The 17,585-nt window shown below is 43.5% G+C and carries 14 protein-coding genes; 1 reads left to right on the forward strand and 13 read right to left on the reverse strand.

Annotated features, from left to right (window positions below; all coding sequences use genetic code 11):
• Positions 1-147 precede the first annotated feature (147 nt).
• Complete coding sequence (locus tag O3652_RS04945; protein WP_125412728.1) at positions 148-2,235, forward strand: GH92 family glycosyl hydrolase; 2,088 nt, start codon at positions 148-150, stop codon at positions 2,233-2,235.
• Positions 2,236-2,811: 576 nt separating this feature from the next.
• On the opposite strand, the gene O3652_RS04950 is transcribed toward O3652_RS04945, so the two are convergent.
• From O3652_RS04950 to glpK, 13 genes are all read right to left on the reverse strand, one after another.
• Positions 2,812-4,317: a zinc ABC transporter substrate-binding protein AdcA gene (locus O3652_RS04950; protein ID WP_125412736.1), complete on the reverse strand. Its 1,506-nt coding sequence runs from the start codon at positions 4,315-4,317 to the stop codon at positions 2,812-2,814.
• 9 nt (positions 4,318-4,326) lie between these two features.
• Positions 4,327-5,133: a metal ABC transporter permease gene (locus O3652_RS04955; protein ID WP_125412744.1), complete on the reverse strand. Its 807-nt coding sequence runs from the start codon at positions 5,131-5,133 to the stop codon at positions 4,327-4,329.
• Positions 5,126-5,830 carry a metal ABC transporter ATP-binding protein gene (locus O3652_RS04960; RefSeq protein WP_001269482.1) on the reverse strand — a complete coding sequence of 235 codons (705 nt, stop codon included), beginning with the start codon at positions 5,828-5,830 and terminating at the stop codon, positions 5,126-5,128. The genes O3652_RS04955 and O3652_RS04960 overlap by 8 nt, the downstream gene beginning before the upstream one ends.
• On the reverse strand, positions 5,830-6,270 hold the full coding sequence (adcR, locus tag O3652_RS04965; RefSeq protein WP_001249325.1) for a zinc-dependent transcriptional regulator AdcR: 441 nt from the start codon (positions 6,268-6,270) through the stop codon (positions 5,830-5,832). The genes O3652_RS04960 and adcR overlap by 1 nt, the downstream gene beginning before the upstream one ends.
• Before the next feature lie 147 nt (positions 6,271-6,417).
• Positions 6,418-8,469, reverse strand: a complete 2,052-nt coding sequence (gene nt5e / locus O3652_RS04970) for a cell surface ecto-5'-nucleotidase Nt5e (RefSeq protein ID WP_125412747.1) — start codon at positions 8,467-8,469, stop codon at positions 6,418-6,420.
• A gap of 142 nt (positions 8,470-8,611) precedes the next feature.
• Complete coding sequence (gene dltD, locus O3652_RS04975) at positions 8,612-9,880, reverse strand: D-alanyl-lipoteichoic acid biosynthesis protein DltD (RefSeq protein WP_125412750.1); 1,269 nt, start codon at positions 9,878-9,880, stop codon at positions 8,612-8,614.
• Complete coding sequence (gene dltC / locus O3652_RS04980; protein WP_125412754.1) at positions 9,873-10,112, reverse strand: D-alanine--poly(phosphoribitol) ligase subunit DltC; 240 nt, start codon at positions 10,110-10,112, stop codon at positions 9,873-9,875. The genes dltD and dltC overlap by 8 nt, the downstream gene beginning before the upstream one ends.
• Positions 10,113-10,125: 13 nt before the next feature.
• Positions 10,126-11,370 (reverse strand): D-alanyl-lipoteichoic acid biosynthesis protein DltB, encoded by a 1,245-nt coding sequence (gene dltB / locus O3652_RS04985; RefSeq protein ID WP_223335669.1) that lies wholly within the window; start codon positions 11,368-11,370, stop codon positions 10,126-10,128.
• Positions 11,367-12,917: a D-alanine--poly(phosphoribitol) ligase subunit DltA gene (gene dltA, locus O3652_RS04990; RefSeq protein ID WP_371590135.1), complete on the reverse strand. Its 1,551-nt coding sequence runs from the start codon at positions 12,915-12,917 to the stop codon at positions 11,367-11,369. The genes dltB and dltA overlap by 4 nt, the downstream gene beginning before the upstream one ends.
• A gap of 20 nt (positions 12,918-12,937) precedes the next feature.
• Positions 12,938-13,069, reverse strand: a complete 132-nt coding sequence (locus O3652_RS04995; protein ID WP_008276434.1) for a teichoic acid D-Ala incorporation-associated protein DltX — start codon at positions 13,067-13,069, stop codon at positions 12,938-12,940.
• A 224-nt stretch (positions 13,070-13,293) separates the two neighbouring features.
• Positions 13,294-13,998, reverse strand: a complete 705-nt coding sequence (locus O3652_RS05000; RefSeq protein ID WP_371590136.1) for an MIP/aquaporin family protein — start codon at positions 13,996-13,998, stop codon at positions 13,294-13,296.
• Between the two features lie 69 nt (positions 13,999-14,067).
• Positions 14,068-15,894 carry a type 1 glycerol-3-phosphate oxidase gene (gene glpO, locus O3652_RS05005; protein ID WP_125412770.1) on the reverse strand — a complete coding sequence of 609 codons (1,827 nt, stop codon included), beginning with the start codon at positions 15,892-15,894 and terminating at the stop codon, positions 14,068-14,070.
• A gap of 41 nt (positions 15,895-15,935) precedes the next feature.
• Positions 15,936-17,444: a glycerol kinase GlpK gene (gene glpK, locus O3652_RS05010; RefSeq protein ID WP_000076793.1), complete on the reverse strand. Its 1,509-nt coding sequence runs from the start codon at positions 17,442-17,444 to the stop codon at positions 15,936-15,938.
• Positions 17,445-17,585 lie beyond the last annotated feature (141 nt).

The raw sequence follows: 17,585 nt of genomic DNA on the forward strand, positions 1-17,585 counted from the left end.
AGTTTCATGTTCAGTATATAGTTTTTGAGACAGAAAATACATACACAAATGATAGTCATTTTTCTACAAAATTGCTTACTTTCGAACCCCATATCTAAAGGCCTCATTTTTCTGATATAATGTAGAAAAACAGCTAAAGGAAAGACTATGAAACCAATACTTGAAACCATCGATACCCGCTTTGGGACTGCTAGCAAGCATGCCTTCTCTCGGGGAAATACCCTACCATACACAGGCGTGCCTTTTGGGATGAATTATTTTGTGCCCCAGACCAGTGACCAGGAGGGAGCTTGGTTCTTCGATCCGCATCTGCCCATTTTTCAGGGGATTCGATTAACCCACCAACCCAGTCCTTGGATTGGGGACTACTCTTGGCTCCTTCTGACACCTGTTACAGGCCAGCTAGGTGGAGACAGCCTCTTCCATCGTCAGTCTTCCTTTGACCTAGATAAGGCCTCTTTCCAGCCTCATTATCTGAAGATTTTCTCCCTGCGCTATCAGATTGGAACCCAGCTCACACCGACTTGCTATGGCGCTTCTATTCGTTTGGAGCAAAAGCAAGGCAAAGCCCTATCCCTCTATCTTCACGCAGCAGATGAACTGACAGTAGAACAAATAGATAAGCGGACTCTTGCCCTGCGTCAAGAGGGAAAAACAGAGACCAACAAAAATCCGCTGATACTGTTCACAGTCCTGCAAATGAATACGGATATTCTTGCTATCACACAAGAAGAGGGAGACTGGCGAATTGACTTAGCAAGCAGTCAAGCCGAGATTCAACTAGCGACTTCCTTTATTTCTCCTTCTCAAGCGCTATTTAATCTACCTCAAACGGACTTTGATAGCTGTAAAGCAAATGCCCAAGCAGACTGGGAAAATCTCCTACATCGTTTTGATGTGCTGGAAACAGGAAAGGCTGACCGAACCTTCTTTGACCACTGCCTCTACAGACTCTTCCTCTTCCCACAGACATTTTATGAAGTGAACGAGTCAGGGCAAGCCATCCACATGGATCTAGCTACTGGTACTGTCAAGCCCGGCATCCTCTTTAGCAACAATGGTTTCTGGGATACCTTCCGGACTACATTTCCCCTCTTTGCCCTTATCATACCGGAACACTATCGTCTCTTTTTAGAAGGCTTTCTCAATAGCTACCGCGATACTGGATTCCTTCCAAAATGGCTGGCCCCAGATGAACGTGGCATGATGCCCGGTACCCTTTTAGATGGCATTATCGCAGATAGCGCCTGCAAGGACATGGCTCCCAATTTGGAAGAAGAACTCCTCCAAGCCATGCTGCAGACAGCCACCAAGTCCGACCCTCTCGGCATCAATGGTCGTCACGGACTAGCCCAATACCAAGAATTAGGTTATCTTTCTACCGACCACAACGAAAGTGTCAGTCACACCCTTGACTACGCCTATAGCGATTTTTGTATCGCCAACTGTGCCGAAAAGCTTGGTCAGAATGACATCGCGGAAACTTATAGAACTTCGTCACAAAATTACCGCCATCTATTTGACGCTGAGACAGGTTACATGCGAGCCCGAGACAGCCAAGGAAACTTCCGCCCTGACTTCTCTCCCTATAGTTGGGGACGCGACTACGCCGAATGCTCTGCCATTCAAGCGACTTTAGGCGTACTCCATGACATCCCAGGCTTAATCCAGCTTATAGGTGGAAAAGAAGCCTTCAGCAATTATCTTTTGAAAGCCTGTCAGGACGCTCCTCTCTTTGAAACCACCGGCTATGGTTACGAGATTCATGAAATGAGCGAGATGGCAACAGCTCCCTTTGGACAACTCGCCATCTCCAACCAGCCTAGCTTCCACATACCTTATCTCTTTCGCTACAGCGACTACACTGACTACACTGCTCTACTCATCAAAACCTTGCGTCAGAAAGCCTTTCACCCCAGCTGGGAAGCCTATCCTGGCGATGAGGACAATGGCAGTCTCTCTGCTTGGTACATCTGGTCAGCTCTTGGATTCTACCCGACCTGTCCAGGCAAACCAAGTTACGATCTCGGAGTCCCTCTCTTTGACCACCTCCGTATCTACCTAGCCAAGGAAAATAAATGGCTGGATATCCATGCCGAGCAAAACCACAGCCATTTCAACTTTGTCAAAGAATGCCGATTGGACAAGACCATAGTATCTAGCCTTCAACACCAAGACCTCTTGAAAGCTGAGCAACTGACCTTCACCCTCAGCTGGCTACCAAATCACTCCTAACCAAAAGAACCTTTGCACCGCGCAAAGGTTCTTCTTTTATGAAACTTGGACCTGAAGTTGATCTACAAGCTGACTCTCTACAGTTATCCACAACTTGTGGATAAGAAAACATGCCTAAAAACTAGTTTCTCCAAAATCCAGCTCTTAGACTTGGAAGCCTTCACGCTAAACACACCTTTGTCAAACAGCTCTGTACTAGGGTTTCTGCTAGCTCTCTAGCAAGTCACTAATATACGGAACTATTATCAGGATACTTCAACGTCCTGAGTTGTATGTCATTCACGCCTAGACTTATCCACAGACTGTGAATAAACTATTGTTCCAGACCGCTCTCTCTTTGACTATAACAAAAAGCGATAGCAGCGTCAATATGACTAAGATTCCTTCCTAAATCCCCTGAAAAGATTCTATAATTTGTACAATCGTAGCTTTTGCATTCGCCAGCTAGTGAGAATCAGCCAGTAGAAAATGACTGCTTTATCACATTGTGAACAGTACATCTGTGATACTATAATACCTAACAACCTAATCGTTTCTAGCAAAAAATCCCGCAGATTTGCGGGATTCTCTCTTGCATCAATGCGCCAACATTTCTTGGGCAATTTCTTGGCCAGATAGGTTATCTGGATAGTAGGTTGGCCAGTTATCCATCTCTTCAAAGAGGACTTCTTGGCTAGTACCTCCAAAGAAGATATGGAAATGTTCTGCCTTGACTGGGGCGATATTGTGGTCACTAAACTGAACGTACTTGAACTGTCCAGCATCCGCATCTGTCGCTTCAAAGAGGAAGCGCACGCCACGATTGCCTTTCTTATAAGTCAAGATTTTCTTGCCGACATACTTGTAGGTGAACTTCTTGCTTTGACCACCTTGAACAAATTCCATAGTGTTGTCCGTGATGTTGATCTTAGTCACATCTGTCTGATAGCCTTTTCTATAGTAGGCCTTGTACTCATCCTTGGTCATCTTACCAGTCAACTTAGCCTTGTAGTCAAAAACTTGATCAAAGGTCCCATCTTCAAGGAAAGGATAGACCGACTGCCAGTTGCCAACATAGTCACTCAAGGTACGATCTTTGACATCTGCATCTTCAAAGTAACCATTGTGAACTGTCTTGGTATTTTCTTCCTTCTCTGGCTCGATTTCTGGTCCTTCTTGGTCCGTTGTCTGCTTCAAAGCCTTGAGGTTTTTCTCCATCACGGAGATGTAGTCCTCACCGGCCTTGGTTGCTTCTTCTGTCAGACTTTCTAGCGGATTGAGCACGTCTAGTTTGACACCTGTTTCTTTTGAAAGTGTATTGGCGAGGGCTTGTGAGGCATTTTCTTCAAAGTAGATATAAGAAATCTTGTTTTTCTTGATATACTCGGTCAATTCTGCCAAACGTGCTGCTGATGGCTCTGCATCTGGTGAGAGACCTGAGATGGATACTTGCTTGAGACCGTAGTCTAAGGCAAGGTAGTTAAAGGCAGCGTGCTGAGTCACAAAGCTCTTTTGTTTGGCTTGAGACAAGCCATCTGTGTAGGCCTTGTCCAATGCTTGCAATTTTTCAATATAGGCAGCCGCATTCTTCTCAAAAGTCTCTTTTTTATCAGGATAATCTGCTGACAAGCTGTCACGGATATGCTCTACCAGTTTGATGGCGCGTGCTGGTGAAAGCCAAACGTGGGGATCGTAGTCGTGATGGTGACCTTCACCACCATGATCATGCCCTTCCTCTTCTTCCTCACCACCTGGCAAGAGGAGCATATCGCCTGTTGCCTTGATGGTTTTCACCTTTTTCTTATCCAAGGATTCTAGCAGTTTTGGGACCCAAGTTTCCATGTTCTCATTTTCATAAACGAAGGTATCTGCATCTTGGATTTTGGCAACTGCCTTGGCAGACGGTTCATACTCATGGGGTTCTGTACCAGCACCGATTAGAAGTTCTACATTAGCAGTATCTCCTGCGACTTGCTTGGTAAATTCGTAGACAGGGTAAAAGGTTGTCACGATATTTAGCTTCCCATCTGCCTGTTTTTGATTGGAACAAGCCACTAAAAACAGGGCACATAGACTAGCTAGTAGTAAGCTCAGTTTTTTCATTTCATTCTCCTATTTGATAAAACGTTTCAATAGACTGACTAACAAAAAGACAGCTACAAAGATAATAGTGATACTAGCGCTGGCAGGTGTTTCTGCATAGTAGGAAATATAGAGACCTGCCACCATTCCCAAAAAGCCAATAGCGCTGGCTAGTAACATAACGGATTTGAAGTTTTTCCCCAGACGAAGGGCAATACTAGCTGGCAAGACCATAATGGTCGATACCAAAAGAGCTCCTGCTGCTGGAATCATAAGGGCAATGGCCACTCCTGTCACCATGTTAAAGAGGATAGACATGGTACGAACTGGCAAGCCATCCACAAAGGCCGTGTCCTCATCAAAAGTCAGGATGTACATAGGACGTAAGAATAAGAAAGTCAAGAGCAAAACGACCGTAGCAATGGCAAAGAGGAATAGCACCTGCTCCTGGCTAATGGTCACAATAGACCCAAAGAGGTATTGGTCCAAACTCATGGAACTCGAACTTTTCCCCTTACTCATCACGATAAGAGACACTGCAAGTCCTGTTGACATGAGGATGGCAGTTCCAATTTCCATAAAGTTCTTATAGACTGTACGGAGATACTCCAGAAAGACCGCAGCGATCAAGACAATAGCAATGGTTGAAATGGTTGGAGAAATTCCCAAAACCAGACCAAAGGCTACCCCTGACAGAGAAACGTGACTGAGGGTATCACTCATCAAACTCTGACGACGTAAGATAAGGAAAGTCCCAAGAACTGGAGAAAAGAGACTCATGGCAATGACAGCCAAGAAGGCCCGCTGCATAAAGTCATAAGATAACAAACTAAGCATGGTCCACCTCCTGGTCGCTTTCGTGAACGTTAAAACAACGCCACGGCGAGTCTTGATTGCGCACTAGATGGATATTGCGATCCGCATAGTCCTTGACCTCCTCAGGGTCATGGGTAATCATCAAAACAGCCTTGCCATGATGGTGAGCACTATGGTGCATGAGTTCGTAAAATTCATTTTTGCTTCCAGCATCCATCCCTGTCGTCGGCTCATCCAAGACGAAGATATCTGGGTCAGAAGCAAACATCCGTGCAATAACCGCCCGTTGCTTTTGCCCACCAGAGAGGGAACCAATCCGTTTATCACGGTGTTCCCACATACCAACTGAGTCTAGACTAGCCTTGATATGCTCCTCATCGTGGGCATTCAAACGACGGAACCAGCCCTTTCGCGGATAACGACCCGACTTGACAAATTCATAAACCGTACTTGGAAAGCCAGCATTAAAACTGGCAATCTGCTGGGGAAGATAAGCTATCCTAAGCTTTTTACCATGAGTATTTGTTTTTGAGATTGTTACCTTGCCAAATCTTGGCTGCAAGATGCCTAGACTAGCCTTGATCAGCGTCGTCTTGGCAGCTCCATTTTCACCAGTCAGGGTAACAAACTCCCCACTATCAACACTGTAGTTGATATGCTCGAGGACAGGTTCTTTGTCATAATAGAAAGATAAGTCCTCTACTGTAATATACCTCATTATTTGATTTCTCCTACTAAAGCAGTTAAAAACCGCTGGATGACTTCTTGTTCATTTGGAGTAAACTGATTTGCTACTTGTTCATAGGCTGAGAGCGTGTGCTCATGGTGGTGATGATGCTCCGCCGCTACTGGTCGAGCTAGCTCTGTCAGTTGATAAAAGATCACACGCGCATCCTTTGGATCTCTGGATGTCTCTAACATACCCTCTTTGACTAAAGACTTGATAGCCTTGGTCACTGCCGCCTGACTGACATTGAGACGACGAGCCAACTCCGAGTTGGTTAAGGATTCTTCTGACAAGAGCATGAGGATGTGTTCCTGAGTATTGGTCAAGGCTACGTCACTTGTGCAATGCCCAATCAGAATTTCATGCTGGTTCTCAGATCTCAAGATCACCTCGTTTAAAAAGTTATCGATTTCCTGTGCAAGCTGTCTCATGTGTTACTCCTTCCCAAGCTATCTTTTCGTAAAAAACATAGATAGCCGCCGATTCTTTACTGGTTAATTATATCATAAACCAAAAAAGAGTCAAGGGAAAAAGGCGTAAAAACGTTTCCCTAGACTCTTCTAGATGTGAAATTTAACCTATTTTAGCTTTGGTTTTCGACTCGATAAGATACCTGCCAGACCAGCTACCATTCCCATCAAGAGCAAGAAGATGGATTGTTCACTTCCTGTATTTGGGAGAGCTTTTTCTGAGACAACCGCCTTCTTGCTAAATTGACCTGCCACCTCATAAGTCAATGGCACATTTGTAGTCGCATCGTTAGCAGGCGCATTCGTTTGAGGCGTTTCTACCGGCAGACTAAAAGTTGTAGAATCCACAGAAATCGTCCGTGAGTTCGGGTTGATCTTTTCATACTGGGTCAAATCAGCGGTTTTAAGATACTCTTTAAAGGCTGCATCCATAGACGGGCCTTCTTCACGCGCACCACCTAACATCGTGTAGCCATCACCACCTGCAGCTAGGAAATCATTGGTTGCAAGATAGTAGGTTTTTGCGAGGTCTAGGAGATCATAACGACCAGTCGTGCGGTTTTTGACCTGGATGGCCAAGACACGTTTTCCTGATGGCAGGTTGGTATCATAGTAGACCTTCACACCTGAAACTTGTAAGAAGCCTCCACTTGGCTCTAACAATGGTTGCCCGTTCTCATCCAAGACCTTCTTGCCATCCTTATCGACCTGCAAGATAGATCCGAGTGATTTTTCAAACATATCCAAGACTTGTTGCCCCGTCACTTGGATTTGTGAGATGGTATTTCCAAACGGAAGAACAGCAATGACATTTCCTTTAGTGATTGGTTTGCCTTTTGCAATGGTTTCACGCAAGCCACCACCATTTGTCACAGCGATATCTGTCGGATGGCTAAATCCTGTTTGACCATACTGATAGAGCGAGTCTGCCACGACGTTTCCGAGGTTGGTTTCACGGACCCGAACATTTTCACGATCACCGTTTAGTTCTACAGGGCTGTTTGAAACGACTTCAACCGCATTTTCAGCATCGTATTTTTGTTTAATGTCTTTGACTAGTTTTTCAACTGTTGAATTAGCTGGTAATTTTTTAGCATCAGCAGCCGGAATCTGAGTTGGATTGCCCAAAAGCTGACGTGATTTGTAGATAACTTTCCCAACATTATGAAGGTAACTCCCTGTTTGGTTATAGGTAACATTGTCTCCATAAGTCGTTGATTCTACTGTATGAGAGTGACCGTCGATTACTGTTACGCGTTTCCCTTTCAAACGAGGATTTTTAGACAAGGCTTCTGCCAAAGTTGAACCACGCCATTCTACTGGGGTTGTGGTATCCACACCCAAGTGAGCCAGCACAACATAGTGTTTGTAATCCTTACCTTCTGCACGAGCCTTAGCTTGAACTTCTTCGATGACCTTATTGACTTCAGAGATTGGATCTGTAAAAGTTACCCCTTTGACATTTTTAGGGTGAGTTTTGGTTGCTGTTTCAGGTGTTGTCACGCCGATTACAACAAACTCATCACCTTCCACAGTCTTATCTTTATCAACGATTGTAGAAGCTTCAAAGAGACGAGCTCCATTGACATAAGTATTTGAGCTAAGTAATGGGAATTTCAAGATTTCCTTGTATTTTTTAACTTCATCAAGACCAAAGTCAAACTCATGGTTTCCTACTGCCATGGCATCATACTGCATCTGATTGAGAATTTCAGCACGCGCTTCACCCTTCGTAGAGTTGGAAATCGGTAACCCTTGGAAAGCGTCTCCCGCATCAACAACTAGAGTATTTTGATTTGATTTCGCACGTTCCTGCTCAATGACAGTTGCTAACTTGGCATCTCCAATTACTCCCTTTTCCTCTACAATACGACCATGGACATCATTGGTGTGTAAGATAACAGTGTCCTTTTCTTCGCTTTTAGTAGATTCAGCAGGAGCTGACGGAGCTTCTGTAGGTACAACCGCTTCTGAAGTTGCCGAAGTTTCCGGTACCGCAGGGCTCTCAACAGGAGCTGGAGTCGCCGACGTAGCAGGAGCCGCTACAACAGCTGAACTTTCTGCAGGAGTTGTTGCTTCTTCAGCATAGACTTGTCCAGCTAAGAAGGCTGGAGCTAACAGGGCTGTCGACAAGACAGGTAACAAAGAACGTTTGTTCATTTTAAAATCCCTTTCTTTTCTTTTTCTCTTTTATATTATACGCTATTTCTAAAAATTTTGAAACTTTTGACCTATTTGCATCTTAAATATTCGCCATTTAAACAAAAAAGCTTGGGTTCAAATCCCAAACTTTTAGCTCATTTTATTGGAAATCTTTGATGTTCCCATCATAGGTCGCCCAGTCCTTGCTAAAGAAGCGGTCATTCATCTTGTAGTCTGGAGCTGGTTTCGGATCCGTCAAGAAAGGATTGACAACCTTATCAAAAGCTAGCCAACCTAACCATCCTAGATGAATGGTATCTTTAACAAAATAAGGGTCCCCTCCATTTTTTGAAAAATCAGCAATATTGGTAAAACCCTGACTTTCTAATTGGTAACGAATTTTCTCCACTGCATGCTGGTACATCTCTTCACTGAGCCCTGTGTACTCCATCCACTTCTTGTTAACCGGCTGAATGACAAAGAGCACATTGACATTCGACTTAGCAAATTGATTGAGGACCAGCTGCAAATCATTGTACTCAGAGGACTTGAGGAAGTTGTAATTTTTTTGATATCCTTCCCATTTTTTTAAATCCTTTTGAATCTCTCTCGTATAGAAATGATTTTCCATCCCCATATCGTTATTGGTCGTATTTGCTTCTGCGTCCTTACGAACAATTTTTTCTAACTCATCATAAGAAAATTGATCCGGAAGATCTTTTAAATAGTTCTCCACGTGTTCCTTGTACTTGAGTTGTCCTCGAATGGAGAATTGTCCAAAGAGAGCGGATTGTTTTTCGTTGAATCGCGCAAAAATATCAATAGCAACCTGATCAACATCTGATAATTCTTCACCCTTTGACAGTTTTTGAACAATGCTTTTTAATGCAACATTAGGATTCTGCTTTAACAATCGAATAGCCGCATGCTTTGCAGCAATGTCACCAGATTGATTTCCCAAAAAAGCTGTCAATTGGTCGCTGTTAAAAAATCTCTGAAACGCTGCGGGTTCATAATCTGTCTCCGTAAACCACTGAGGCGAAATCACAAATACAGCCTGCTTATTCTCTATTTCTGGCAAAATTTGCTGTAGGCCAAAATATTGATTGAGAGAGGCTGCTCCTGCTTGACCTAGAAAGTAAGGACGATAGGGACGATGGTATTTTTCCGCTAAAACAGCTGGATGGACACTATCAAATCGAATCCATTCACTGGACCCTAGAAAAGGAATAAAACGCATATTTGGATCCGTAAGAGCCCTTACCTTTTGGCTTCTCTCTTTAAAACTCTCTGCACTAACAGAAGCCGCCGAGTATTTTTCCTCCGTCAGATTATGGCTTGTTGTACCTGGATAAAAAAAGATGAGTAGAAGAACCAAAAATCCAGCAATGAAGATAGGCCCGAAGATCAGCCACAAGCGTTTAAGCATTCTTCAACTCCGTAATACCTTCTACGATTTTATTAGCCGTATTCCAGTCATCACGACCGAACTCCGTCACTGGAACACGAATGTCAAAACGGTTTTCAATCTCCACAATCAATTCAACCGTTCCCATGCTATCCAAGACACCGGCATCAAAAAGATCTTCTTCCATCATGTCAGAAACATCTTCCATAAACAACTCATCAATAATTTCAATAACTTCTGATTTGATATCCATTTTTTATATCCTTTTATTTTTTAAACCATAAATCATTCAAAAATCCAGAAAAGATTAAGAATGAAACCATCACGACATGGAAGGTGACAACCATGCCAAGCAACTGAATCCAGCGATTCTCAGGTAAGGAACCCTTTCCAGCTTTTTTCCGTTCTTTATTGAGTGCTTTTTTCTTACGAACCCAAGCGTCATTGATGACCAGCCCAATCCCATGAAAAAGTCCATAGGCGATGTAGTACCAGGTCACACCATGCCAAAATCCCATAATCAGCATATTGAGAATATAGGCTACACTTGAGGTCACATTGCGATTTTTAAAGACCTTCTTTCTGGTCAACACCATGACCATCCGCATAAAGACAAAGTCACGGAACCAGAAAGACAGACTCATGTGCCAGCGATTCCAAAATTCCTTTAAATCCCTTGACAAAAAGGGCTTGTTAAAGTTGATAGGACTATGAATACCCATCAAGTTTGAAATAGCTAAGGCAAACATAGAGTAGCCCGCAAAGTCAAAGAAGAGCTCCAGACCAAAGGTGTACATGACCGCTAAAGCGTAGAGGTTAAAGAAACCACCTGTCTGCAAGGCCAAATTTTTCAGCGGAGGCAATAATGTCTCTCCTAAAATGTGAGCCAAGATAAACTTGTAGAGGAAGCCCAGCATGATATATTTGACAGCCTCTTCTAGCATATCCATCAGCTCATCCCGCTCAGGAATGGTCTCGTAATTTTCATTGAAGCGTTTGAAACGATCAATGGGACCACTTGAGAAAGTCGGCATAAAGAGAAGAAAACGTAAGAATTGCCAAATCGTTAAATCCTTGATGACACCGTCTCTCAACTCAACGATAACCCCAACTGCACGAAAGGTCAAGTAAGAAATCCCTAAAAATCCAAACAAAGATTGAGGTCCATGAATAGCAGGAGATACTTTCACAAAGACGATTGGCAATAGGGATAGAAAGCTAACCAGGTAAAATATCCATTTACTATCCCGTTGTTTCCTGTACCTTTTGTAGAAAGATACAAGCAGTACTTGCCAGATAACATAAAGGATCAAAGCGCTTATTTGATTCGTCTTTCCACCGACCAACATGGTGACGATAAAGAAGAGACTAACGAGCACCTCGTACAAGGCAAAACGTTTCTTGAAAAAAAGACCAATAAAGATAGGTAAAGTCGCAGCAATTACATATAAAAAGTACTGAAGATCACCATAAGGTTCCAAATGAGGTAGCTGTTTATAAAGCTCCATCATCGGCTGTTTACCTCGTTAATCAAGCCCTTGATATCAATTTTACCATTAGGCGTTAGTGGTAAACTGTCTCGATAGAGAAACTTAGACGGCATCATATAAGACATCATGATATCTGCTAGGTCTTCTTTGATAGCCTTGGTAATATCGATATCACGTTCAAACTGCTGACGGACACCGTCTTTTAGGATGACATAGGCCAATAGATTTTGCACCTTGTGATCCTTGTTATAACGTGGGACAGCAACAGCCGACTCGATAAAGCGAGACTTGTTGAGGTTTTGAGAGACATCTTCAAGCTCAATGCGATAACCATTAAACTTAATCTGGAAATCCATGCGTCCACCATAGAGAAGCAAGCCCTCATCTGTCATAGTTCCTACATCCCCTGTGTGGTAGGCTGGAAGACCTTCGAACTCAAAGAAAGCTTCTGCCGTTTTTTCAGGATTATTCATATAGCCTTTTGAAACAGCTGGCCCTGAAACGATGATTTCTCCCTGTTCACCATTTGGAACTTTCTTACCTTCCTCATCAATGATAAAGGTCGGAGAATCGGCCTTGGTATAGCCGATTGGCAGGCGTTTGAGAGTCGTCAACATCTCATCAGTGACGGCAACTGCTGACAAAGCTACTGTCGCTTCTGTTGGACCATAGGCATTGATAATACGAGCATCTGGGAATCGCTCGCGCAGTTTTTGAGCTGTTTTGACCGTCAATTCTTCTCCATCAAAGTAGAAATGCGTGATTCCTGGCATTTTCTCACTATTAAAGTCTTCTGACAACATGGCCATATCTGCAAAGGAAGGCGTTGAGGTCCAGATAGCGATTGGAAGTGAAAAGATAGTTGCAAAGAGTTTTTTGAAATCCTGAGTAATGGCCGAAGGAAGAGCGAAAAGCGTGCCACCCAGTGCCAAGGTTGGCGCCCAGTACATGACAGATAGGTCAAAAGAATAAGGTGGCTGAGCCAGCATTTGTGGACGATTTGGCGTCGCAAATTCCTTATCTGTAATCATCCAGTTGGTAAAGCTGAGGAGATTATCATGGGAGATCTGCACTCCCTTAGGCTTACCAGTCGTACCAGAAGTAAAGATGATGTAGTAGTTGTCATCCCCCTTGACTGGATGGGTCATCTCGTAGCTAGAAGCTTGAGCAAAAGCTTCATGGACTTGCTCTAAATTCAGCATTGGTGTGCTAGTTTGCTCTAATGGAAAATCCGAGATGGCAATAATCAAACTTGGCTCTGCAACTTCTACGATAGCAGAAATTCGTTCCAAGGCCGAATGGCTATCAATTGGAATATAGGCATGTCCCGACTTAGTCAGCGCAACAAAGGTAGCCAGCATCTCATATTCCTGTCCGCCAAAAACGACGACTGGAGATTTCTCAGGTAAGCCTAGTTGATCGATGGTTGCAGCCAAACTATCCGAATCAGCCTTCAGTTCACCATAAGTATGTTCTTGACCTAAAACATTGTAGACAGGATATGTTGGTTGCGTTTGAGCAAAGTGCTCAATCGTTTCAATCATATCTTTTATCGGTTTATTAGACACTGTTCCTCTTCTCCTTTAAACTAGAACTCATTATAAATAAAGGTGCCTTGGCTCTGACCAAGGTAACTAAAAAAATAAAGCAAACCAAGCAAGATTACAAAATATAGAGCCGTCCGGCCTAAGAATACATGTAAATTTCGTTGTTTTTTCATAAGCTATCCATTAATATATTGTTTCTATTAACTATCAGTATGTATTGTTAGCATCTTATCTTCCTAACATTTTACCACTTTATCAACCTTTTTTTCAACTGTTTACCATAACTTAAAAATTGGTTTTAGCTTATTTTAAGATAAGTTAAAATATTAATGTTTTGGCCATCAAAAAAGAGCCTGAGATTTCCATCTCAAACTCTGTTGCCAATAACTCTTTTATCTTAGAAAAGTGAAAATACGAGAACTGCTAGGACCGCTCCGAGGATAGGTCCTACAACAGGAATCCAAGCATAAGACCAGTCTCCATCTCCCTTGTTTGGAATTGGCAAGATGCTGTGCATGATACGAGGTCCAAGGTCACGAGCTGGGTTCAAGGCATAACCCGTTGTCCCACCTAGTGAAAGACCGATACCGACGATCAAGGTTCCCACTGCAAAGGTCCCTAAACCGGCTTGAAGGTCATAGAGTCCCAAGGCAAAGATTGTCAAGAGCAAAACAAAGGTTCCAAGGATTTCGCTAACCAAATTCGATACTGTGTTCTTGATTGCTGGTCCAGTACTAAAGGTCGCTAGGATATTGCCTGCATTTTCTTCTGCCTCATAGTGTGGTTTGAATTGCAACCAAACCAAAATCTGAGCCACCATCGCTCCTGCGAATTGGGCTAGGATATAAGGGAAAACAGAAGCCCAAGAGAGCGTTCCTTTTAAGGCCATAGCAAACGTCACAGCTGGATTTAGGTGGGCTGGACTGAGCGTGCCAGATACAAAGGCCGCAACGGCTACAGCAATTCCCCATCCCATAGTAATGACAATCCATCCTGAATTGTTGCTCTTGGTTTTGGGAAGAACCACACCTGCAACAACACCATTTCCTAGGAGGATGAGGATTAAGGTCCCCAAAAATTCTCCAAATAATTCTTTCATCATATCTTTGTCTCCATTTAAAAGAAGGGGCGGGCGACAAGGAATGCTGCCCTCCCTCTCTTCTAGTTTTTCTTAATTTTTTAGTTCTGCCAAATCGTTTTGAGCAAGAGCTGCTTCGACATCCGCACGATAGGCTACTTTTTCTTCATCAGACCAGTCATAGTATTGTCCCATTTCATCCAAAACTGGCTCAACGATGCTATCTAAACTATCACGCATAAAGAGCATGTGGTTGGTACGACGAAGAAGAAAGTCAACTGGGCTCAGAGCCAACTCATTGCGCATTGCATAGTGAAGTGACAAAGTGTCTGCCAAGCTGAGTCCTGGCGCTTGTTCCAAGCTGTGAGCAAGGGCAAAGACTTTCGGTGCATTTGAACCGTAAAGATTTGCGAGATAGTGGGCTTCCTTGCTATCCAAACCACGTGAAACTCCAAGTTGAGCAAAGGCTTCGATTTCTGAGTCCACATTTGCTGGGTTCAATTCTCCACCTGAAACAGGATAAGTCTTCGAGTTAATGAGTTTAAAGCTGCGGTCAAATTCGGCTTTGAGGATATCGACTACGCGCTCCATAGCTCCTTCAGCCATCTTACGGTAGTCTGTGATTTTACCACCAGCAAGGGTCAAGAGGCCATTATCATCACGGTCCAAGCTCGAACCACGAGAAACTGCAGATGGATCCAAATGTTTCTCAGATGTGCTGCTTTCAAGCTTGCTGACAGCAGATTCAACATCTTCACGCGTTTTTTCTTTCGATAAATAAGCTTCGACAGTTGCAATCAAGCTATTGAAGCTTTCATCACTAATGGTTCCGTTATTTCCGCCATTGTAGTCAGAAGCGCTATTGCCTGCAATCAATGGACGAAGACCAGCCCAGCTGCTTTCGATATCGTCAATTGTGATATTTGCTTCTGGGAAACGGTTGTTGACAATGCCAAGTAGGTAATCTACATCTTCCTGCGTCACTTTTGGATGTTCCAAATCGCCTGTGTAGTCTGTATCCGTTGTACCAAAGTAAGTCTTGTTTTCACGTGGAAGAACAAAGACCATACGCCCGTCTCCCAAACCTGTGTCAAAGTAAACCGGCTGTGAAACCTTGATCTTGCTTGAATCCACTACCAAGTGAACTCCCTTAGTTGGACGCATTTGTGAGAATTGTGTTCCCTGATTGGACAAATTACGTACCTTGTCGCTCCAAGGACCTGTCGTGTTGATAACCAGACGAGCCTTGATTTCAAAGACTTGGTCTGTCAACAAATCACGAGCTACAACACCTGTAATCTTGCCACTTTCGTCAAAGAGGAAGCTTTCTGCCTTAACATGGTTGGCAATGAGAGCACCGTCTTGGTTGGCACGTTTGATGTTTTCAATCACGAGACGCGCATCGTTATTACGGAAGTCAAGATAAACCCCACCTCCTACCAAGCCTTCTTTCTTCAAGTTTGGCTGGCGTTCCAAGACTTGATCCTTGCTCAATACCTTGTTAGCAGCTGGTGTATTGCTAACACCTGCCAAAAGGTCGTACAAGTCCATGGCTACTTTGAGACGGAAAAGGCTAAAGGTCGCTCCATCCTCATCGTAAACTGGCAAGAGCATTGGATCTGGTTTTGGAATGTGTGGAGCGATTTGTTGAACCACTGCACGTTCAGAAACAGTATCTGAGACTACTTCCACGTCAAATTGTTTGAGGTAACGCAGACCTCCGTGGACCAATTTTGTTGAACGGCTAGATGTTCCTTCTGCGAAGTCCTGCATTTCAATCAAACCAGTATCAAGACCACTGGCTGCCGCCTGCAAGGCTACCCCAGCACCGGTAATCCCACCACCAATAATCAAGAGATCCAAGGTGCGTTCCTGCATTTTTTTAATTGACAATTCACGTGTTTTCTTTGAAAATTCCATATTTACACACTTTCTAACTGAGTCACTTTATTCTTTCAGTATTAGTCATCGATTTCCGCAAAGACTTGCGTTGCTTTCACAGCCTTCTTCCAGCCCTTGTAGAGTTGTTCCTTGCGCGATTCGTTCATGGATGGCTCAAAGAGTTCTCCTGTCTCGTTCAAGAGTTTCAACTCGTCCAAATCCTTCCAGTAACCCACTGCCAAACCAGCTAGGAAGGCTGCACCGAGGGCAGTTGTTTCCAAGTTTTTAGCGCGTGCGATATCAATTCCCAAGATGTCAGCTTGGAACTGCATGAGGAAGTTGTTCATGGCTGCACCACCATCCACCTTCAAGACCTGGATAGCTGTCTGAGCATCCACTTGCATGGTGTCAATGATGTCACGTACTTGATAAGCGATAGACTGCAAGGTTGCCTTGATAAAGTCTTCTTTGCTTGTTCCACGAGTTAAGCCAAAGACCGAACCACGAGCATTTTGATTCCAGTATGGAGCCCCTAGACCTGTAAAGGCAGGTACGACATAAACTTCGTCATTGTTGTGAGAATTGAGAGCATATTTTTCAGACTCTGGTGAATTTTCAACCATGCGAAGTCCATCACGAAGCCACTGAATAGCACTTCCTGCAATAAAGATAGAACCTTCCAAGGCATAGTAAACCTTGCCGTTGATTCCGTAACCAATCGTTGTCAAAAGGTTGTTTTCAGACAACTGCATCTCTTCACCAGTGTTCATGATGATGAAAGAACCTGTTCCATAAGTATTCTTGACCATACCAGGTTCAAAGGCCAACTGACCGAAGAGGGCTGCCTGTTGGTCCCCAGCCATACCTGAAATTGGCACTTCTCCACCGTAGAAATGGAATGGAGCAGTCTTGCCGTAGATTTCAGAGTTAGAACGAACTTCTGGAAGCATAGCCTTAGGAATATTGAGGATTTCTAAAATCTCATCATCCCATTTAAGATCCTTGATGTTATAGAGCATGGTACGAGCTGCATTGGAGTAGTCGGTCACGTGAGCCGCACCGTCAGTCAATTTCCAAACCAACCAAGTATCGATAGTACCAAAGAGCAATTCTCCTTTTTCTGCTCGCTCTTGAGCGCCTTCTACATGGTCCAAAATCCAACGAACCTTGGTAGCAGAGAAGTAAGCATCGATGATTAAACCAGTCTTTTCATGGAATTTTTCCACATAACCTTGGCTTTTTAGTTGTTCAGCCAGAGGTGCTGTCTGACGTGATTGCCAAACGATAGCGTTGTAGATAGGAAGTCCTGTTTTCTTATCCCAGACGACAGTTGTTTCACGCTGGTTGGTAATCCCGATTGCTTCGATTTGACTTGGTTTCACACCACTTTCGATGAAAGCACCCGCGATAACTGACTGAACAGAATTCCAAATTTCATTGGCATTGTGCTCAACCCAACCTGCTTGAGGGAAAATCTGAGTGAACTCTTTTTGACTAGAGCTGACCTTTTCTCCTTTTTTGTTAAAAATGATGGCACGAGAACTGGTCGTTCCTTGGTCAATAGCCATGATGTATTTTTCTTGTGACATGTGCTGTCCTCCTGATAAAATCTTGAGGGGGTCCCTCTTTACAGTAACTAGTATACAAAATAAAGCGCTTTCTTGTTTATCAATTTTTTTAAAATTTTAAAAAAATGTGAGGAGATTGTGCGAATTTCACAAAAAAGACCT

Origin of the sequence: Streptococcus sp. 27098_8_23, from assembly GCF_041432195.1 — a bacterium.
Taxonomy (GTDB): Bacteria; Bacillota; Bacilli; order Lactobacillales; family Streptococcaceae; genus Streptococcus.